The following is a 20,951-nucleotide window of genomic DNA, read 5'->3' on the forward strand; positions in this document are numbered from 1 at the left end:
GGGAGGGTTCCCTGCCGTTTATTTATTTACTTCAACCGCTTTTGCGCTTCTTGGATAAAAGCGGCGACGACCGGGGAGATCGGATGCCGTGAGAGAACGCCCAAAACGATATGACGAAAAATAGGAGGATTCAATGGTTTCACCACGATATGGACCGGTGCGTCAGGCAGGATCATGGAAGGGATGATGGACACTCCGATGCCTGCTTCGACCATGGAAAGAATGGTGGCATTCTCCGCGGCCTCGAGCTGTTTATTGAGGTGAAGGCCTTTCTCTTGAAACGCGCTCATCACGAGGCGTTCGCATCCGGACTTCAGCGAAAGAAACGGTTCATCGGCAAGCTGCTCGATAGAGAGCGTATCAAAATCCCTCAAAGGATGTTGAGCGGGGAGGACGGCAACGTAAGGATCTTTATGCAATGGCACGACGTCCAATCCGGCACTGTCTCCGGGATCGGCCAGAAACCCGACGTCTACGACGCCTTCCCCGATCCATCCTTCGACCTCCGCGTAATTTCCTTCAAAGAGAAGCAGCTCCACACCCGGATAATGGCTGCGAAACGCTTGAAAAATCCCCGGAATGACATGGGCCGAAAAGCTGGGAAACGAGCCGATCCGCACGGTCCCGCCCCTCACGCCTTTGGACGCTGCGGCCGCCTGATAGATCTGTTCCGAATGGTGAACGATCTCGCGAACATGCGCTAAAATTCGTTCCCCCGCAACGGTCAGCTTGACGCCATTGCGATTGCGCGTAAAAAGAACCATGCCGAGTTCTTTTTCCAAATCTCCCATGCTGTGGCTGACGCCCGACTGGCTGGCGTGCAAAAGCTCTCCCGCCTTGGTGAAACTGCCCGTCTGCACGACCGCAAGAAATACTTCCAATTGAAACAGCGTCATTGTCGTCCGTCACTCCCATGAATATTTCTTCATGTATCACATGGCTAATTTTCATTTTACGTCGGCTCGGAACTTCACTATCATGAAGTGAAAAGGGAGTGAGCCGTTAAGATGAAACCGATAAGCGTGTATCACGTGGATGCTTTTACGCAAAAACCGTTCGAAGGAAACCCCGCAGGCGTCGTTCCCGACGCAGGCTCTTTAACTGTAACGCAGATGCAAAAGATTGCCAACCAGCTTCGCTTGCCGGAGACGGCCTTTCTCATGCCGCCAACGGATCCGAAGGCCGATTTTCGGATTCGTTACTTCACGCCGCAGGAAGAAATCCCTTTCTGCGGGCATGCGACGGTCGGTTCCGTCTGGCTGCTTGCCCATGAGTACGGGTGGGCAAACAGAGCGGATCACGTCACCTTAGAGACGAACGTTGGCCTGATCCCCGTACATTGGGAATTGAGCGAAAGCAACGCCGGCAAGGTGACGATGACGCAGATTTCCCCGCAGGTGAAAGAGGCTCCATTCGTCGATCCGTCGGAATTGGCCGACTTGATCGGTCTGGATGCGGATCAATTGGATGATCGATATCCGATCAAACTTGCCTTTACGGGAAACTGGACGCTGATCGTTCCCGTTAAAACCCACCAAGCGGTCGATGCCTCCAAGCCGAATATGGATGCAATGGCTTTGTATAATCGAAAATTTTCCATCAGCAATACCCATCTGTTTACGTTCGACGCCAAGCCGGGGTTTGACCTGTACACCCGGGATTTTGCACCGTCGATCGGCATTCCGGAAGACCCCGTGACGGGGGCGGCGAACGGCGCTTTGGCCGGCTATCTAGCTTTGGAAAAGATCATCGGTCCTGAAACGACACGCCTCAAGATCGGCCAAGGCGATGCTCTCGGACGTCCCGGCATGCTCTATGTAACCGCACAATCGTCGGATGGGGATGTCGTGATCCAAGTCGGGGGATACGCGCACGTGACGATTGAAGGCACGCTCCGAATGGAGGGGCTGTCATGATCGATCTGGTACGGGACGTACTGGAGGACATGAACAAGCAGCTTGCCCGAATCGAACGAAGCCTCGATCTGCTTAACGATGATGGTATTTGGACGCGGTTGAAAGCTTCCATGAACAGCATCGGCAATCTCTGTCTGCATCTGGCGGGTAACGAATATCAAAATATCTCGTGCGCGATCGGAAACAAACCGTTCTCCCGGGAACGTTCCCGCGAATTCACGACGGATGGGAGAATTTCCAAGGAAGAGCTGATCGTCCTTCTGCGCAAAACACGGTCCGAGTCAGAGCTGGCCTTATCGGCCTTGTCTGAGGAAGATCTCTCGCGGGTCGTCACGATCCGCTATGATCGGGAGGACTGGATGCGCATGCACCGATTGGACTCCCTTGTCGAGGAACCCTGTGATACAAGAGCGGTCGGCCGGCTTCTGGTTCAGGTTTGCGCGCACTACGGGTACCATGCGGGGCAGATCGTCGTGCTTGCCAAATCATTAACGGAAACGACCGAGCATCTCACGGGTCAATATCATTGAATCGGGAAGGCATGGATGCTCATGATCAGACTTGAACCTTTCGAGCGATCCGACTTTGCGCAGCTGATGGCATGGATAGATTCACCGACATTCATGTTTCAATGGGGAGGTCAAACCTTCCGTTATCCATTAGATGAGCGGCAATTGGATCATTATCTCTCAGACGCAAATACCGACGAGGCTCAAGCTTTCATCTATCGGGTGGTCCTTGAAGAAAGCGATGAGGTCATCGGGCATATTCATTTACAGTTGGATCGGCTCAATCAATCCGCCAGGATAGGCAAGGTTTTGGTTGGGAAAAAAAGCTTGAGGGGACAAGGCATCGGGCAAAGGATGATCCAACAGGTATTAACCATCGCTTTCGATCAATTGAAATTGCACAAAGTGAGTCTGGGCGTGATCGATTTCAATCAGTCCGCGATTGCTTGTTACGAGAAGGCAGGGTTCGTCAAAGAAGGGCTTATTCGGGATAAACGAAAAATGGACGGCCGTTACTGGAATGTGTGGGAAATGGGGCTGTTGGAACAAGAATGGTTTGAACGGATGAAGTAGCGTAAGGACGTAATTCAAAGCCTGCCGGTTTTCTACCGGCAGGCTTATTCGCATATATTCGTAATAAGAAAACGATAAATGGGAGGGGAATATCGCGGTGGTTAAAGTTCGATTACGACCCATCGTCAGCAAGATCAACTTGCCCACGGTCATGAAAACGACGATCCTGCCGGGAGACTCCATGGAAAGCTTATTTATCACAACCCAGGTAGGAGAGATTTTTTACATAAGAAATGGAGTGGTAAGGACATTTTTAGATATTCGCTCACAGGTCATCAAACTGGGTGCGGCCAGTGGGGGATATGATGAGCGGGGTTTGCTCGGATTGGCGTTTCATCCGGGATTCCATCGTAACGGTTTGTTTTATCTGCATTATTCGCAGGCGGGAACGCAAGGCCCGGGTGCGCTGACGTCACGTTTTAAGCCGGACGCTTGCGACCCGAGCACCTTAAACCTCAAGTGGACGAACCGGGAATCGCAATATGATCATATCGACACGGTTGAGGAATGGATCGTGCAGTCAAACGGCCAACCGCAGCAACGACGTACATTACTGAACATAAGAAGACCCTTTTTAAATCATAATGGGGTGAATAGCCTAAACTTTTCACCGGAAACGGGAAATCTCATTTTAACGACCGGTGACGGCGGTTCGGGCTATGATCCCTTTAATTTGAGCCAGGACGATATGGAAATCGCCGGCAAGATCATGGATATCGATGTAACGAGAATCCCAACTATCCAAAATCTGCCTGCGGTCACCCGTTTCCATGAACTCCCCGCACCGATTCAGGATTCGCTGACGGTAGTGGCCAAAGGAGTTCGCAACATACCGGGAATTTCCTATCAACGGGTTTCCAATCAGTATATCAAGTATGCGGGGAATGTCGGGCAGGACTTGGTAGAGTCGATATTTTCATTCGTATATTATAGACCGGTTCCGGTACGGCAGCTCGTTCAAGCTTACATGGCTAACGAAACATCGGATCAAAATGGAAGGATCAACTTCGGCTGGAGAGGATGGGAAGGCCATTTTCCTACTTCGACGATCCGAGACTGCGCGACAAATCCTGCTTTGGATGAGAAATCCGTTGCCTACTACAATGAAAGCGTCAGGACATCGGCGATCCGTCTGCAGCCTTTAACTTGTTATTACCACCAAGATCAAAGACCCGACAAATTTGCAGGAACGGCGCTTACAGGGGTTCAAGCCTATATGGGCCATGGAATCCCCGGATTAACGGGAAGCGTCGTATTTACGGATATTGCCCGGAAAGAAGAAGCACGGCCTCCCGTGAGAGGGGTATTAGCTTACACCAGAGTCAGAACGGATGGCCAACCGAATGACTTCCATGTGATTGAACCCGACTATGATTTCGGAGCCCAATCCGCGTATTTCGTCAGTCTGGGCACGAATCGGGACCAAACCCGGTTGTTCTTAGGAGCTTATGGCTCCATGAAAGTGGCCGATCCGAACCAAGGTACGGTTTTTGAAATTATACCGTAATTCATAGCGCCAACAGTCTGCGGTTCCAGTATGCCTGAGCATGGTTTTCCATATGCAGGGAATAGTACGATCGCGAAAATGCCAACCTACACGAAAAAGGATGGGAAGGAGCGGCAGGATGACGACGATGACCGTTTCCGAAGCCATTCTCGAGCAGCTTCGTTTTTCGGGTGTCGAGCGAATCTATGGAGTCGTGGGCGATGCCATTTTCGGATTGCTGGACGCGATCGCCAAGCAAAGCTCGATCCGATGGATTTCGGTGAAACACGAGTCGGTTGCCGCGTTCATGGCTTCGGCAGATGCCAAATGCACGGGGAAACTGGCCGTATGCGCGGCGCAAATGGGACCCGGACTGACCAATCTGCTGAACGGATTGGGCGACGCCTATATGGACGGTTATCCGGTTCTCGCCATTACCGGACAAGCCCCGGTAAGAAAGATCGGCACGGATTACAAGCAGTTGATCAACCAGCAGGAGCTCGCACAGGCTCTGACGGGATTCTCGCAGCTTGCCGTACATCCCGATGCGGTCATACCGGCCTTATCGGCGGCCATTACCACCTCGCTTACAGCAGGTACCGTATCGCACCTGTCCATACCGGCGGATCTTTTCACGTTGCAGACCCTAAGTAAACCCTGTGCCCCGATCCAAGTCTCAATGGGACAACCGGATCCGGCCATGCTCTCGCAAACGCTGCAGACGATGCGTTCAGCGAAACGTCCGATGATTTTGGCGGGCCAGAAGGCGAAGCCGGCATCCGAAGAAATTAAACAATTAGCGATGGCATGGGGAAGCGGTGTCGTAAGCGCCTACGCCGCGACCGGAGTCATACCCGACGATTTCCCCTTGGCTCTGGGCGGACTTGGGGAAGGCGGGAATCCCTATGTCACCGGCCGGTTCAAAGAAGCGGATGTCGTACTTGCCATCGGCACCACATGGTGGCCGGAAGGTCAAACTCCGACGAATGCGCGCGTCATTCGGATTGCCGGCCATGAGACGGAGCTGCGTATAGGGCCGCCGGCAGAAACCGGCATGGTCGGCGACGTCGCCGCGGTCGTTTCCCAGCTCGCCGAAGCGTTAAAGTCACATCCTGGCGATGCGGAATGGCGGGATCAAATTCAGCGGTGCAAACAGATTTGGGCGAATCAGAACGAAACGGAAGGGAGGGACACGGAGGTTCCGCTTCATCCTTCCAACATCGTCAGAATGATCGAGAAGCACGTGTCTCCGGACGCGATCATTGCTTTGGATGAGGGCGATTCAACCTTATGGTTCATGCGCAACTTCCGAGCCCAACATCAGCGGACTCTGTTCTCGGAACGGTGGAGGACGATGGGATTCGGTTTGCCTGCAGCCATGGCGGCGAAGTTGGTTGATCCGCAGCGGCAAGTCGTTTGTTTAACCGGGGACGGAGGACTGGGCATGGTGTTAGCCGATTTGCTGACCGCCGCCAGGTACGAGCTGCCCATCACCATGATCGTTTGCAACAACGGCACCTTGCAAATGGAGCGAAACAAGATGGCGAAGAAGGGGCTCATTCGCGAAGGTACGGAAGTCGCTAACCCCGACTATGTAAAGCTCGCCGATGCATGCGGTTGGAAGGGGTATCGCATCCAATCCGCGGCTGAGTTGGAAAATCTGCTGCATGCGTCCAAGGTGAGTACCCACCCCACTTTGATTGACGTTCCTACGTCTTTAGCGGTTTATCCGGACTATCCGACGACATAGCAGGGAGAAAATCAAGATGACCACACCAACACCATCCGCACACCCGCCGCTTTTTCCGCCTCAGCATCAAACCAAATATTCATTTATGGGTAAACGTCCTGTCCTTGGAGACGTCATTGTCATATGTTAGGGATGTAATAATCAATATCACGATTTGCTCAAGGTGGTGAAGTTCATGAGCGTCGGTGTAGGCGGCGGGTTTTCCTGCGCAGGTTTCGGCCGCGCAGCAGCATTCGTGCTGGTTCTGTTCATCCTGCTGGTGATTATCCTCTCTGCAGGCTTCTTCATCTAAGTTGACACTTGAACCGCATAGCGAAAAAGAAGCTGCGACTTACGGGGTCGCCGCTTCTTTTTCATACATATGAGGAGGAGCCATCTTGAAAGCTGCGGCATTGAAGTCTCGTCCTCCATGGATGAAAATCAGCATTCTGAACTTCACGATGGGAGTCGGTTCCGCATTGGCTTGGGAGCTCGCCAAGCTTGCAGGCTCGGAACACCCGTTTCTCGCGCCCGTCTCCGTCATCTTGTGCACGAAGTCGGCCTTTGGGAAATCCGTCCGTTTTTCGTATTATCGTCTGCTTGGAACCCTGCTGGGTGTCGTCGTGACGTTCTGGGCCGCACGTTATATCCCCGTGAATGGCTGGTCGATCGGTTCCATGCTCATCGTCGCCGGGTTTTTTTCGTTTATTTTCGGACGCAAGGAGGTCTTAGTTCGGGAAACGGCGCTTAGCGTGGCGTTAGTGCTGAGTCTGCAACAGAAATCCGAAGCTTACGCATTAGACCGTATCCGCGACACCTTCATCGGAGTAGCCGTGGCGTTGATCCTTCAATTGCTGGTAGACCGAATCATATCCCCCCATCATCGCCAATAAGATAAGAGATTGATGCACAAAATGGGGTGTGAACGATGATGGCGATTGGGCGAAGCGTACCCAAGAAGGAGTCGTTCGATAAAGTCACCGGTGCCGCCATGTACACAGCCGATGAAGTGGATGCACGCATCCTGCATGCCAGTCTCGCGATCAGTCCCTATGCGCATGCCCGCATTCTGAGAATAGACACGTCTCTAGCGGAGCAGATACCCGGAGTGAGGGCGATTCTGACCGGGAAAGCCAGTGACGTCTTGATCGGGGAAGAGATTCGGGACAGGCCGATTATCGCAAGAGATAAAGTTCGGTACTACGGCGAAGTCGTGGCCGTTGCCGTAGCGGATACCGAAGTCGCGGCGAGAAGGGCGGCGGATTTGCTGCGCGTGGAGTATGAACCTTTGCCGGTCATCAACTCGCCCGTGGACGCCTTAAAGAAAGATGCCCCGATTCTGCATGAAAGATTGGGAGAGTATGAAAGCCTTGAAGGCGTCGAACCGGTTCCCGGCACCAATATCGCGAGCGTCATTCGGCTGCGCAAAGGGAATGCCGACGACGGTTTGAAGAAGAGTGAAATCGTCGTGGAGAATACGGTATTCTTTACGCCTTCCGACCATGTCGCGATGGAAACCCGCTGTGCCAGCGCGGAAATACGGCCGGACGGCCATATCCTCATCGAAACGTCCTCTCAAGTTCCTTTTACCGTAAAGAAATATATGGCGAAATATTTCGGGATCGATTCCGGGTGGATCGTCGTACATACCCCCTTGGTTGGCGGCGCGTATGGCGGCAAAACGGCGATTTTTTTGGAACCGATCGCCTATCTGGCTTCGAAAGCAGTAGGAGGCCGCAAAGTAAAAATCGTGCTGACCCGTGAAGAGGACATGGTGGCAGCCCCCGGCCGTATCGGGCTCCATGCGACTATTCGGCTTGGAAGCACCTCCAACGGGATGATGAAAGCCGCGCACATCCGATACTGGTTTGACGGCGGCGCCTACGACGACAAATCCAGTGACGTGGCGAGAGCGGCGGTTGCCGATTGTTCGGGACCGTACGCGATCGAGCATCTGGAATGCGAATGCCTGACTTTGTACACCAATCACACTTTTGCCGCGGCTTTCAGAGGTTACGGACATGCTGAGCTTACATTTGCCATGGAGAGAACCGTTGACAAATTAGCCGAAAAGCTCCGAATAGATCCATGGGAATTGCGAATGCGCAACGCCGCGGTTCCCGGAAATTTCGCGCCTACCCAAGATCTCTTGACTCCGAGTAATTTGGGAGATCTCAAGACTTGTTTAGCCCGATTGAAAACCTTGGCGGAATGGGACGATTGGCAGGTTCGGCAAGTGGACCGAAACCGTATTCAAGCCAAAGGTATCAGTTGCTTCTGGAAAAATTCATCGATGGACACGGATGCCACCTCCGGAGCGATAATCCTCTTCAATCCCGATGGAAGCCTTAACTTGGAAACGGGAGTCGTAGAGATCGGTACCGGCACCAAGACCGTGCTGGCACAGATTGCGGCGGAAAGAATGAGAATGAGCGTGGACCGAATTCACGTCAAACTCAAGGTGGACACGCGGATCACGCCGGAGCATTGGAAAACGGTTGCCAGCAGGGGAACCTTTTTGGCCGGCCGCGCCGTCTTAAAGGCAGCCGACGATGCGATCCGGCAGCTGCTCGACATCGCGGCTTGCGTGCTTCGCGCGGATCCCGAGGACCTGGTGCTGGAAAATGAAAAAGTCTATGTACGGGCCGACCCTCACGTGAACATCGACGTAAAGGACATCTGTTACGGATACCGTTATCCCAACGGCAATGCGATCGGCGGGCAGATTATCGGCCGGGGAAATTATATTCAGCGGCGAATGAATTTGCTAAATCCCGAGACGGGAAAAGGAACGCCGGGTCCGGAATGGAATGTCGGCGCGCAAGCGGTCGTGATTGAAATGGATATCCGTGATTGCTCTTATCGTCTCGTCAAAGCGATTTCGGTCATTGATGCCGGAAAGGTGCTGAATCCGGGCGGGGCGTTCGGCCAGGTGATGGGAGCGATGGCCATGGGGTTAAGCTTTGCCAATCGCGAGGGGTTCGATTATAACGACAAGGGAATGGTGCTCAACCCTACGCTGAGGGATTACACGGTGCTTCGCTACGACGAAGAGCCGGTCTATGTGGTCGATTTCATCGAAACTCCTTGCCTGGATACGCCGTTCGGAGCCCGAGCGCTAGGGGAGCACGGGTTAATCGGCATGCCTGCGGCGCTGGCGGATGCATTGTCCAGGGCTGCAAGCGTCAGGTTAAACACGCTTCCTCTCTATCCGGAAACGGTATGGAGAGCACGAATGGGGCGTTTTGCCGATGATTCCGTATGATTTCGATTATTACAAGCCAGCTTCCATTCAAGAAGCGGTCGACCTTTTTCAAAGATTGGGTGCGCAAGGAAAGCGGCCTATGTATTTATCGGGAGGAACGGAGATCATTACGCTTGGAAGAAGGAATTTCGTATACACGGAAGCCGTAATCGATCTGAAACAAATCCCGCAATGCCGAAGCATGGCCGTGAAGGAGCAGAGACTCGTTCTCGGTTCCGCTCTCACTCTCTCCGAGCTTCATGATGCCAAAGTGTTTCCGTTGCTGGGAGAAACGGGGGCCGGCGTTGCCGATCGAACATCCCGAAACTTGATCACGCTCGGGGGAAATCTATGCAGCCGGTTCATCTACAGGGAGGCGGTTCTTCCTCTGCTGCTTACGGACAGTGAACTGATGATCGCCGGACCGGCAGGCATTCGCCAGCTCCCGATCGGTCAAATTTTCAAAGGAACGCTTCAATTGGGCAGAGGAGAGTTTCTTGTACAATCCATGACAAATACGCCATATTTGAAGATGCCCTATTTGACCCTTAAGAAAAGAAAGGCAGCGGCCATCGATTATCCGGTTGTGACTCTTGCAGCTCTGAAAACAAACTCGGGAAACCGGTTTGCTTTTAGCGGCCTATGTGAATTTCCTTTCCGCTCGGTTGCGATTGAAGGCGTTCTGAACGATGGCAATTTACCGGTGGAGGAAAGGATCCGGCTGGCGGCAGCTCAGCTGCCCGCTCCCATTCTCAGCGATATCAAAGCATCGGCGCCATACCGCGAATTCGTTTGGAAAACGGCGTTGACCGATATGATATCGATCCTCGGCAGTTAGAGAGAAGGGAGGTAGTGATCCCTTTGAGAGTCGAGTTCCTTGTGAACGGCGAGAAACGTTCGGCGGAAATTCGGCAGGCGGATCTTCTTCTTGACGTGTTAAGGGAATCGTTCGGTTTAACCGGAGCCAAGCCCGGCTGCAGGAATGGAGATTGCGGAACCTGCACGGTTATCGTGAACGGGCAGCCGATAAAGTCTTGCTTGATGCTGGCTGTTGAAGCGTCCGGAAAACCGGTCGTCACGATTGAAGGGCTCCAAGGGTCCGACGTTCAGAAAGCGTTTGTCGAGCATTTTGCGTTTCAATGCGGCTATTGTACGCCCGGTTTCATTATGAATATCCATGCGCTAAAAAGCACTCATCCTCAGGCAGACGAAGCGACGATCCGCGACTGGCTCCAGTCCAACATATGCCGTTGCACGGGATATGAAGAGATTCGGCAGGCCGTCGCATCCGTTCTCAATAAAACGAACGCATAACGATTTCCCTATAAGGAAATAGAAAAAGTCGATTAGCCCCAGCGTCTTTCCCATGTTATTTTTTGATTATAAATCCTTACAAGCGCAAGTGAACCAGCGAACATTGGCGGCGAATTACGAAGCTTACGCGCTGGAAGAGCGGCAATTGTCTTTCCTGAACGGCCGGGAGGAACCGGTGGACGTGCTCGTGCTGGCGCACGATTGGTGCGGGGATGTCGTCGCGAATCTTCCGCTGTTCGGCAAGATCGCGGATCGCACGGATAAGCTGCGTTTACATATCCAGAACCGCGATCCGGATAATCAGGATATTGCGTAAGCGAGCTTGGCGAATCGGAGACGCCATCCTGCGGGAAATTCAGTCCATCGTTAGCCGATAAATCTCTTGCTGAAGCGTTGGGAAGGATATTCTAACAATGAAATTTGCGCTGTTCAGCTTGATCATGAATATTCCAAACTCCGTTACCGGGGAATCGTTGTCGGATCACGAGAAGCTGCTTAACGTTCTGAAACAAGCCGAATTGGCGGAACGACTCGGATTCGACGCATACGGCGTAGGAGAGAGGCATGGACCGCCCTTTCTATCCTCGTCGCCTCCCGTCGTGCTTACGGCAATCGCGGCCAGAACGAAACGGATCCGGCTGCTCACGACCGTTACCGTGCTAAGCGTATTGGATCCGGTGCGGGTGGCCGAGGATTATGCAACGCTGGACCATCTGTCCGAAGGCAGGCTCGAAATCATCATCGGCAAGGGCAACGATCCGCGGCATTATCCGTTATTCGGCATTCTAGAGGAACAACAGTGGGACTCTCTGGCCGAACGATATAAATTATTAAGAAGGCTATGGCAAGAGGAGAAAGTAACGTGGGAGGGCAAATACCGGCCTCCGCTTCATGAGGTAACCGTTCTGCCCAGACCCTTTCAACGCCAAATCCCGATCTGGCACGGCAGCGCTTCAAGCCAAATTTCAACGGAGCTGGCTGCGCAATACGGAGAACCTCTTTTCTCGTCGAATACGTTCCATCCGCAAGAAAAATACAAGGCGCTTATCAATCATTACAGGGAGCGATTCGCTTACTACGGACATGATCCTCGTAAAGCGATCGTCGGAGCAGGCGCCGGCAGTCTCTATTTGGCGGATACGCCGGAAGAAGCGATCAAGAGATTCCGTCCCTATTACGAAGCTCAATTCTCTACGCCTGCCTCCCAACATAACCAATCTCCTTTCAAGGATCTAGAAGACCACATCGCACGCGGCTCGATGTTGGTCGGCAATCCGGAAAGCGTCGTCCAGAAAATATTGGACTATCAGCAAGCCTTCGGCAACGAAGTACTCAGCATCAGCGTTGACGGGTTATCCGAATCGGAACAACGCGAACAGCTGGAACGTTTCGCCGAAGAGGTCGCGCCGATCTTGCGCCGAGAAGTACGAAGTTCAGTTTGGAATCGCTCATAAATCAATGAATCCTCACGGCTGCCGGTCACATCGGCAGCTGTTTTTTTGTCCTTGAAACGAATATTATCGTAAATCTAAAGTCATTTCATATAACATGGGTAAAAAGGGGATAAGCAAGTTACGAATTGCAGAAACTAGGTCGAGACCAACACACCCATAGGCAGGTTGATCATGCAACAGGCAGCTGTAAAACTCACCAAAGAAAAGCGTCTTATTCTTATTTCCTTATTCATTATTTTGCTCTATTTATCGCCTCTTATCGTTCTAGGCGACAATGCTCACATCCGCGTTCAAGACAATTTGGATTCCAACGTCGCTTGGTATACGGTACTGACACGGAGCCATGAGCTGTTTGGACCCCTGAACGCGGTTATTCCCCAAGTGATGAACGGATTGCCGCGAGGCGCTTATGAGTCCGAATTCCGAGGCATCGTATGGCTTTATGCGTTGTTTCCCACCATGACCGCCTATGCGATCAGCCAAACGATTACGAGGTTCGCTGCTTTTCTCGGTATGTACTTGTTGCTCAAGAAGCGCTTTCTTAAAGAGCAAGACACCAGCCTTATACGAGTCGGTGTTGCCCTTGCGTTTGCCTTGACTCCATTCTGGCCTTCGGGCATGCTGAGCACTTTGGGACAGCCCTTGGCGCTTTGGGCTTTTTTGAAAATACGCAACAGAGAGCACTCCTGGAGAGAGTGGACAGTATTGGCTCTCCTGCCTCTATACTCCAGCTTTGTCCTGGGTTTCTTCTTCTTCTTGACGGCGATGGGTCTGCTGTGGCTCCGGGATGGGATCAAGAAACGCGATTGGAATCCAGTGTTCTTCGTGGGTATCGCGTTCATGACTGCGATTTACTTGGCCATTGATTATCGGCTTCTTTCAGGGCTCGCCTTATCGAGCGCCCCCACCAGTCGAACGGAGTTCGTTGAATCACAGAACGGTTTTTGGTATTCCATGGGTCTCGCGGTTTTTAATTTTTTATTCGGTCATAATCAAGTTTTAACGATGCATACCCCGGTCATATTGCCTATCATCAGCATTGCGCTCATTGTTGTGTTCAATCAAAAAAGCCAAAAAGTCCATAAAAGAATTCTTTATCTGATCGGATTCAATTTCGCATTGTCCTTATGGTACGCCTTCTGGTTTTACAAAGCGTGGGAGCCGTTAAAGCAACGTTTCTCTATATTGACTATGTTTAATTTCGGCCGGTTTCATTACCTGCACCCGCTCACGATTTACGTCAGCTTTGCGCTTGCTCTGTACATCCTTTGGATGTTAGGCGGGAAGTGGCAAAAGAGGGTGCGTTTTTATGTCGTTGCGCAAGTGATACTCCTTCTCTTTTGCAATGACGAAATCGTTTATCGCGTTTACGGTCAACCGTCCGTCAAACAATTTTATGCCGTTAATCAATTTCAACAGATCAGAGATTATATCGGGCTGCCTCAAGAATCATATCGCGTAGCCAGCATCGGACTTCATCCTTCAATCGCCCAGTATAACGGCTTCTATACGTTGGATTCTTACGTGAATTATTATCCGCTTACGTACAAACATGAATTCCGGCAAATCATCGCCAAGGAGTTGGACAAGAGTCCGGATCTGCAAACCTACTTCGACCAATGGGGAAGCCGGTGTTATCTTTTTGTAAGCGAGCTTGGAAAGAACTACGAATTTACAAAAAATTCAATCGTTAAAATCAACCATTTGCAACTGAATACGGCCGTGTTAAAGGCGATGGGGGGCAAATATATTCTGTCGGCCGTTCCCATCATGAATGCCGAGGAAGAAGGACTCCAACTTCTGAACATCTTTGACGATCCTCAATCGGCATGGAGAATATACCTGTACGAAGCGAAGTGATGTCCTAACTTTCGAACAGGTCATGGCCGCGGCTTTTTCCGTCCGATTCCTTACCGGTCGCGAGCCTCGCTTCGGGAAATATTCTCTCCTCCATACCGTCAAGATTGGTGAAATCCTGCAATAGCCGGCGCGTTTGAACCCAACACGCGGACATGTAGGTTTCCGCCGTCATCGATGTACGTTCAAGAATTTTCAACAGCATGGTCGGTTTCGGAACGTTTCCCGGGATTGCGTCATCTCTCCACATCTCGATATAATCAGCTAGACCGGAAAAGAACTCCGTCCACCGCTTACGATCCGTATTTTTAAAGTCGGTTAACCTGGAGGCTTCAAGCACGTTTTTCTGAAGTTCCACGCCTTGCATACATCCGAGGATCAGCGTATTTAGAAGCAGCTTCAAATACTCGAGTCGTTTTCTTCTCCCACGGGTAAATGGACTGAATTTTAAGGCGTGCATGGCTTGTTCGAGCTTCGACGAGGTATGATTCAAATCTTGCGCCAATGTTGTAAAGGAGCGCCTTAAGTCTTCTGAAGCAGACACTGGGGTATCGTCTCTGAACCACTTCGAATATTGGCGATAGTACGAAGCAAGGTCCGAAGCCGCATGATGGAGCAATTTTTCGGTTTCTCGGCTGAAATCCGGAGGGATGACCGTTAGATTGACGGCAATCGCGATCACGGCGCCAATCAACGTCTCCACGATTCTGTCAATGCCGTAGCTCGCTTGGGTTCCGACGGTGAGCACCAGCAATGCACTGGTGCCGATTTGCATGTAGGTATATTGGGGAAATTTGAACGCTTGGCCGACCGTTAGTCCAATCAGCAAAAGAAGGGCCAGACTCCACCAATGCGTTCCGAATGTATGAACAAAGCCGCTTGCCAGAGTCACGCCGACCAAAATACCCAGTATGCGTTGAAATCCCAATCGGATTGATTTTTCAACCGTGACTTGGAGACACAGAATGGCGGCCAGCGGTGCAAAAAACGGATGCTCCGATCCCATGCGGTTGGCGATCAACCAGGACAACACGGCAGCCAGTACAGCTTTGATTGTCCGGTTAGACGGAAGCAGTCTGTTCATGAAAGTTCTCACAACTCGATCCCCCGTTCGCTGGAACGCAGCGTTTCTGTGGTTCTTCTTGTTAATAACCGTATGTGCGAACAAAAATTCAAACATTGAACACATGATGAGAGAGGAGTCAGGCAAAAATGGATTATTTCGAATCCATGTTAAACAAGTATGCAGAACTCGTCGTTAAGGTTGGCGTCAATGTTCAAGTCGGCCAAGTGCTGATCGTACACGCGCCGTTGGAAACGGCTCCATTTACGCGGCTGATTGTCGCAAAGGCATATGAGGCAGGAGCCAAATACGTCATCGTGGAATGGGACGACGAGGAGATTGCCCGCATCCGATACGAGAAAGCGTCCGACGATTCTTTCGACTATTATCCGCAGTGGTTAGCAGACAGCATGGTTCGTTTCGCCGAAGAAGGCGGTGCGATCTTGCATATCAAAGTGCCCAATCCGGATCTGTTCCAGGGAATCGATTCCGCTAAAGTATCGGCGGCGGTCAAGTCGGCCGCTGTCGCAAGAAAGGAATATTCGGCCTATACGCGCAATAGCCGAATCAGTTGGTCGTTAATCAAAGCTCCTACGCGCGCGTGGGCAAGCAAAGTATTCGCCGACCTTCCGGAAGAGCGGCGGGTGGAAGCCATGTGGGAAGCGATTTTCAAAATGGTACGGGTGAATACGGAAGATCCGGTCGCCGCTTGGCGAGAACATATTGATCATTTGAAAACAAGGCAAAATCTTCTGAACGCGAAACGGTACAAGAGTCTCCATTATCGAGCGCCGGGTACGGACCTGCGGGTAGAGTTGCCTGAAGGCCATATTTGGCGGGGCGGAGGAGGAGAGAACGAGAAAGGCGTATACTTCGTGGCGAACATGCCGACGGAAGAAGTGTACACGATGCCGCATCGAGCCGGCGTGAACGGGACCGTCCGAAGCACGCTGCCTCTCAATTTGAACGGCAGGCTTGTCGAAGGAATCGCGTTGACGTTCAAAGACGGCAAAGTGGTTGCTTACGAGGCCGATTCGGGTCGTGAACATCTGACGTCGCTGTTGGAAACGGATGAAGGCGCATCCTATCTTGGAGAAGCCGCGCTTGTACCGCATGATTCCCCGATATCGAACTTGAACAGAATCTTCTATAATACCGGCATCGACGAAAACGCATCCTGCCATTTCGCTCTTGGAAGTGCTTATCCCGTGAATCTGGAAGGCGGAACGAAGCTATCCAGCGAACAATTAATGGAGCGCGGCGCCAATGTAAGCCTTACGCATGTTGACTTCATGATCGGTTGTGCAGAGCTGGACATCGATGGAGAACTGCCCGACGGAACCGTCGAGCCTGTTTTTCGCCAAGGGAATTGGGCTATCTAGTCGTTGCCTTGCATAAAAAAAGGAGCCTCTGGAATTCATGAGGCTCCTTTTTGTTGTAATAGATTAGATAAAAAATCCCGAAAGAATAATCACCAGCAAAATGAACATAACCAGAGTAAACGCGAAAGCACTGCCGGTGCCATGAGATCTATTACCATGGGATCTACTGCCAACTCCCTCGCTCATGTTATCACCTCCCCCGTTAGGATTGTGATTCATCATCACACCGACAATATATGCTGGTCCGAAAGAAGGGACAGGATGTTATACATAACGTAAGAAAAATGTACGTACTTCAAACTAGCATCCCCTGATCGGGAAATATTTAAGAAACAATTCAGAATTCCTTCACCGACGGTTTAGGATTAGAGGCTAATGTATGGGTTAGATATTCGAATTAGCCGTTCATATCCTTTATTCCACTTTCGATGAGGGGAAATTTCGTGGTGGCAAACCTAAACAAAAAGAGCAATTTGTTGAGCAAGGTGCCTGAGGTTACGATTTACTTCTGGATCATCAAAGTTCTATGCACAACGGTCGGGGAAACTTTTGCGGATTATCTCAATTTCAACTTGGGATTCGGTTTAACGAACACAACGATGATTATGGGTGTCGTATTTTTCATCTTCTTGTTTCTTCAATTCAGGGCAACGAAATATGTACCCGCGATATATTGGCTGACTGTCGTATTCATCAGCGTTTTCGGAACGTTGGTTACCGATAATCTGACGGACGGGATCGGAGTACCGTTGGAGAAAAGCACGACCGTTTTCGGCATTCTGTTGGGACTGACTTTCCTGGTTTGGTTCGCAAGCGAAAAGACGCTTTCCATTCACTCGATCTACACAAGGAAGCGCGAAGTTTTTTATTGGCTAACCATTCTATTTACATTCGCCCTTGGAACGGCTGTCGGCGATCTGTATTCCGAACAACTCGGGCTAGGTTACTTTAACACGGGCATCACGGTCGTTATTATCGTCGCGATTACTTATATGGCTTGGAAATGGCTGCGCCTCGATACGGTATTAGCTTTCTGGGTCGTTTATATTCTGACTCGTCCGCTAGGGGCATCCTTGGGTGACTACTTGTCCCAATCCCATATCAATGGCGGATTAGGCTTAGGAACAACGATTACGAGCGTCATCTTTCTAGCTGCGATTTTGGCTGTCATCGTATTCTTGGCTGTTACTAAAATCGATACGGCGTCGAAAAGCGAAACCGTAGAGTCGGGGCAAGCAAAAAAAAACAAAAGAAACGTTCTCATTCAAACCGTTGCCGTACTTTGTATTTTCTTAGCTGCCGGCATCGGAGGGTATGTTCAATTGAACCGTCAAATCACATCGCAAATCGATTCTCCCGTTTCGGCCACGGCGTCCAATTCGGATTCATCAGCGGCATCACAAGCTCCCGCATCATCGCCATCCGGGTCTTCTCAGACTCCGGCAGCAACGCCGGAAGCCGCAAAACCTGTATCGCAGTCAAAATTGGCCGGACGATTAACGGGTTTCATAAAAATCGAAAACGATATGTTGAACGCCATAAACACGAAGGACTATTCTTCCGCCAGTAAAGGCGCTGACAATTTGGAACATCAGTGGGACATTGCTGAACCAAAGCTCAGGAAAATAGACGGCACTGCGTGGACTCAAATTGATGGAACGATTGACGTAGTTTTGGCTGCCGTTCGCAAAAGCAACCCAAATCCAACCAAGTGCATTTCTGCACTGAACGATTCACTTCATATTCTTAACGGTTCCAATTAATCATGCTGATCCTCTAGGGATAAAATGGCGGCCAAATCGGCCGTCATTTTTCTTTTATGGAGTATAATGTAAGGGAACGCAAATTTCATGAAGGAAGAGGGAGATATGCTTGCATGCAAGTGAACCGGCTGGCTTTTGGATTCGATTGGGAGCGATTCTTCTTGACGCACTCATCATCGGCTTACCTCTGACGATCATATCCATGATCATTACCGGAAACGGAATATCAAGTCATCAGTTTTTATCCGATACATTGACGTTTCTGTATGCATTGCTTATCCCAATCATTTGGAACGGTTATACGGTCGGCAAAAGAATATGCGGTATTCGTATCGCTAAAATCGCCGACGGAGGGCCTCCGGGCCTGGGGACGATGCTCCTTCGCAATGTAGTTGCCGGCGTTGTTTATGGCATAACTTTTGGCGTTGCCACCATCGTGAGTGCCATTATGGTCGGAGTTCGTGAGGATAAACGGTCGCTTCACGATTTTATTGCAGGTACGGAAGTCATACGCGATTAACCAATCGTTAATGACATTAAAAATATATTGGCGGCCAAATCGGCCGCCTTTTTTCTTACATAAAGTCAAATTTGATTGTTAAGCGTCTTGAACTTAAAATGTTTTTATCAAGCATGAGCAGGAAGGGAATAGGAGAAAAATGCACCCAGTACTCGGAGGAAACCCAAATCGCGAGCAGAAAGAACGATATTCTAAATTTGATAATTATATTAAGGGGAAGTTTATGAATGAAGTTCCGACCAAGATGGACATGAGTTTTTCTGATTACTTCTCCATGATTAAGGATTCCCTCTCAGGTGCACAAGACCGCAGACCTTCCGGTCCATTGCCTGTATTCGAATTGGATTGGAACAAAATCCGAAGTGAAGAAGATAGTTTAACTTGGTTTGGGCATTCTGCTTTTTTACTCTCTCTGGACAATAAAAAGATACTTGTCGATCCGATGCTTGGGCCGGTTGCTTCGCCTGTTTCTTTTCTTGGAAGCAAACGCTATAGCCAAGACATGCTGCATATGATTGATGAATTGCCGCATATGGATGCTGTATTCATTACGCATGATCATTACGACCACCTAGATTGCCCATCTATACGTAAGTTGGGGGACAAGGTTGGCCATTTTTTCGTTCCTTGCGGCGTTAGTGCACACTTGATCCGTTGGGGAGTCGCACAAGAAAAAATCACGGAACTCAATTGGTGGGATGAAACGGAGTTCCAAGGCTTAACCATTGCATTGACTCCATCCAAACTCGGGTAGAGGACTTTTCAATCGAGATACGACATTATGGGGCGGGTGGGTCATACTTGGAAAACGAACCCGTTTCTATACCAGTGGAGATGGGGGTTATGGTGCGCATTTTAAAGAGATAGGGGAAAAGTACGGTCCCTTTGACATGGCCCTGATCGAAGGAGGTCAATATGACCGGCGCTGGCCGTGGGTCCATATGACACCCGAAGAGGCTGTACAGGCCCATGTGGACGTAAACGGGAAAAATATGATGCTCATTCATTGGGGAGCCTTTACTCTTGCGTACCATGGTTGGACGGAGCCAATAGAACGTGCATCAGCAGAGGCGGTGAAGGTAAATGTGAGTCTTGTTGCCCCTCAAATTGGCGAGACCATCCCATTAAACGGAGAACTGCAGGCTGCTCAATCTCCATGGTGGGGGGACGTAACGTTTCTATGAAAAGGGGTCGAAGTTTCATCATTATCCTATTCACCGCACTCGTGTTATCCGCATGCGGGTCGTCCGGGCCGAACGACGTTGCTCAGCCATCAGCAAGTCCGAGCCTGCAGGCAGAGACGACCCCCGAACCCTCGCCAATCCCGCAAACTTCCTTATTCGGCGAGGTTCAGTCCGGCGGCTCGATCATACAGGCGTATACGTTCAATGGCCAATTGACGGACGCCGTTTTCCGCAGACACACATCGTTACCGTACGGAGTTTACGTTCCGAAATTCATGGATCAACGAGAGTTAGCGGAGGGGGTAGAATGGGGCTATGGAGAGCCTAGAAACTCTTTCGCTATTATGGACGGCAACTTGTTCCGTCCGGACTTTCAGACAGCCGATCCCGATTTGGCAGCTTATAAAGAATACTTGGGATCGGACCGGAGCGACCCGGCGATGGAATACGATTACTTCTCGTTCCAGGGCGAATCGAATGAGTTGATCATCCGCTTTGCCTATTCATCCGACGAGAAAAATAATGCGCAGAAGCTGTTTCTATCCATGATTACGTCGATTAGGGAGACGCATGCGAGCGAGGATTTTAAAGCCGGCGTGTTCTTGACTTACGACGAATCGATGCTGGACGAAACTCAGAAAACGGTTCTGCAATGCGCGCTGGCGAGCATGGACGCGATCATCGCCAAGGACGCAAAGGCATTCTCGAAATCGCTGGAATCACAAGAATTAGCGGAAGCGTTAAGCTTTTTGATTGATGAAGGAAAATCGTACCGTTTCGAAAAGCTGGATTCGATTTCGGAGCTGGACGAAAACAAATATAATGTCAGCGTTTTCTATAAGGCGCTTAGCAAAGAGGGTTTCTTATTTCATTCCGGCTACATGTTTACGGTCAGAAAAAACAAAGCCGGCGAATGGAATGTCGCGAATATCGACTAGGTGCTTCTATCCTGCATGA

19 protein-coding genes and 1 pseudogene are annotated in these 20,951 nt (G+C 50.7%); 18 read left to right on the top strand and 2 right to left on the bottom strand.

Annotation, left to right across the window (positions count from 1 at the left end; translation table 11 throughout):
• Positions 1-26: 26 nt before the first annotated feature.
• The gene (locus tag EAV92_RS07250) at positions 27-896 is read right to left on the bottom strand and encodes a LysR family transcriptional regulator (RefSeq protein WP_123040448.1); all 870 of its coding nucleotides are present in this window, start codon (positions 894-896) and stop codon (positions 27-29) included.
• A 111-nt stretch (positions 897-1,007) separates the two neighbouring features.
• Between EAV92_RS07250 and EAV92_RS07255 the strand changes: the two genes are divergently transcribed.
• The 13 genes from EAV92_RS07255 to EAV92_RS07315 all read left to right on the top strand — a co-directional run bounded on the left by EAV92_RS07255 (position 1,008) and on the right by EAV92_RS07315 (position 14,085).
• Positions 1,008-1,916, top strand: a complete 909-nt coding sequence (locus EAV92_RS07255; protein ID WP_123040449.1) for a PhzF family phenazine biosynthesis protein — start codon at positions 1,008-1,010, stop codon at positions 1,914-1,916.
• Positions 1,913-2,446 carry a DUF1572 family protein gene (locus EAV92_RS07260; protein ID WP_123040450.1) on the top strand — a complete coding sequence of 178 codons (534 nt, stop codon included), beginning with the start codon at positions 1,913-1,915 and terminating at the stop codon, positions 2,444-2,446. The genes EAV92_RS07255 and EAV92_RS07260 overlap by 4 nt, the downstream gene beginning before the upstream one ends.
• A 21-nt stretch (positions 2,447-2,467) precedes the next feature.
• Positions 2,468-2,998, top strand: coding sequence for a GNAT family N-acetyltransferase (locus EAV92_RS07265; RefSeq protein ID WP_123043617.1), 531 nt, complete (start codon positions 2,468-2,470; stop codon positions 2,996-2,998).
• A gap of 91 nt (positions 2,999-3,089) precedes the next feature.
• Complete coding sequence (locus EAV92_RS07270) at positions 3,090-4,505, top strand: PQQ-dependent sugar dehydrogenase (RefSeq protein ID WP_123040451.1); 1,416 nt, start codon at positions 3,090-3,092, stop codon at positions 4,503-4,505.
• Positions 4,506-4,623: 118 nt separating this feature from the next.
• Positions 4,624-6,234, top strand: coding sequence for a thiamine pyrophosphate-binding protein (locus tag EAV92_RS07275; RefSeq protein ID WP_241158467.1), 1,611 nt, complete (start codon positions 4,624-4,626; stop codon positions 6,232-6,234).
• A 175-nt stretch (positions 6,235-6,409) separates the two neighbouring features.
• Positions 6,410-6,526, top strand: coding sequence for a sporulation protein YjcZ (locus EAV92_RS07280; protein WP_123040453.1), 117 nt, complete (start codon positions 6,410-6,412; stop codon positions 6,524-6,526).
• 85 nt (positions 6,527-6,611) lie between these two features.
• Positions 6,612-7,106 carry an FUSC family protein gene (locus EAV92_RS07285; RefSeq protein WP_123040454.1) on the top strand — a complete coding sequence of 165 codons (495 nt, stop codon included), beginning with the start codon at positions 6,612-6,614 and terminating at the stop codon, positions 7,104-7,106.
• A gap of 38 nt (positions 7,107-7,144) precedes the next feature.
• The gene (locus tag EAV92_RS07290; protein WP_123043618.1) at positions 7,145-9,478 is read left to right on the top strand and encodes a xanthine dehydrogenase family protein molybdopterin-binding subunit; all 2,334 of its coding nucleotides are present in this window, start codon (positions 7,145-7,147) and stop codon (positions 9,476-9,478) included.
• Entirely contained in the window at positions 9,465-10,295 is an 831-nt protein-coding gene (locus EAV92_RS07295; protein ID WP_123040455.1) for an FAD binding domain-containing protein, read from the top strand. The genes EAV92_RS07290 and EAV92_RS07295 overlap by 14 nt, the downstream gene beginning before the upstream one ends.
• A gap of 23 nt (positions 10,296-10,318) precedes the next feature.
• Positions 10,319-10,771 carry a (2Fe-2S)-binding protein gene (locus tag EAV92_RS07300; RefSeq protein WP_420888807.1) on the top strand — a complete coding sequence of 151 codons (453 nt, stop codon included), beginning with the start codon at positions 10,319-10,321 and terminating at the stop codon, positions 10,769-10,771.
• Positions 10,772-10,823: 52 nt separating this feature from the next.
• Positions 10,824-11,087 carry a thioredoxin family protein gene (locus EAV92_RS07305; protein ID WP_123040456.1) on the top strand — a complete coding sequence of 88 codons (264 nt, stop codon included), beginning with the start codon at positions 10,824-10,826 and terminating at the stop codon, positions 11,085-11,087.
• A gap of 97 nt (positions 11,088-11,184) precedes the next feature.
• Complete coding sequence (locus tag EAV92_RS07310; RefSeq protein ID WP_123040457.1) at positions 11,185-12,225, top strand: LLM class flavin-dependent oxidoreductase; 1,041 nt, start codon at positions 11,185-11,187, stop codon at positions 12,223-12,225.
• 171 nt (positions 12,226-12,396) lie between these two features.
• Entirely contained in the window at positions 12,397-14,085 is a 1,689-nt protein-coding gene (locus EAV92_RS07315) for a DUF6044 family protein (RefSeq protein ID WP_123040458.1), read from the top strand.
• A 4-nt stretch (positions 14,086-14,089) separates the two neighbouring features.
• Here the strand turns inward: EAV92_RS07315 and EAV92_RS07320 are convergent, their stop codons facing one another.
• Positions 14,090-15,166, bottom strand: coding sequence for an FUSC family protein (locus EAV92_RS07320; protein ID WP_164472659.1), 1,077 nt, complete (start codon positions 15,164-15,166; stop codon positions 14,090-14,092).
• Positions 15,167-15,294: 128 nt separating this feature from the next.
• Between EAV92_RS07320 and EAV92_RS07325 the strand changes: the two genes are divergently transcribed.
• The 5 genes and pseudogenes from EAV92_RS07325 to EAV92_RS24430 all read left to right on the top strand — a co-directional run bounded on the left by EAV92_RS07325 (position 15,295) and on the right by EAV92_RS24430 (position 20,932).
• The gene (locus EAV92_RS07325) at positions 15,295-16,527 is read left to right on the top strand and encodes an aminopeptidase (protein WP_123040460.1); all 1,233 of its coding nucleotides are present in this window, start codon (positions 15,295-15,297) and stop codon (positions 16,525-16,527) included.
• A gap of 446 nt (positions 16,528-16,973) precedes the next feature.
• Positions 16,974-18,290: a COG4705 family protein gene (locus EAV92_RS07335; RefSeq protein WP_241158468.1), complete on the top strand. Its 1,317-nt coding sequence runs from the start codon at positions 16,974-16,976 to the stop codon at positions 18,288-18,290.
• A 109-nt stretch (positions 18,291-18,399) separates the two neighbouring features.
• Positions 18,400-18,810, top strand: a complete 411-nt coding sequence (locus tag EAV92_RS07340; protein WP_123040463.1) for an RDD family protein — start codon at positions 18,400-18,402, stop codon at positions 18,808-18,810.
• Between the two features lie 139 nt (positions 18,811-18,949).
• Positions 18,950-19,994, top strand: a pseudogene (locus EAV92_RS07345) (MBL fold metallo-hydrolase).
• Entirely contained in the window at positions 19,991-20,932 is a 942-nt protein-coding gene (locus EAV92_RS24430; protein ID WP_164472660.1) for an LptM family lipoprotein, read from the top strand. Before EAV92_RS07345 ends, EAV92_RS24430 begins: the two are co-directional and overlap by 4 nt.
• The last annotated feature ends 19 nt before the right edge of the window (positions 20,933-20,951 follow it).

The sequence above is a fragment of the Cohnella candidum genome, from assembly GCF_003713065.1.
In the GTDB taxonomy this organism is placed as follows: Bacteria; Bacillota; Bacilli; order Paenibacillales; family Paenibacillaceae; genus Cohnella; species Cohnella candidum.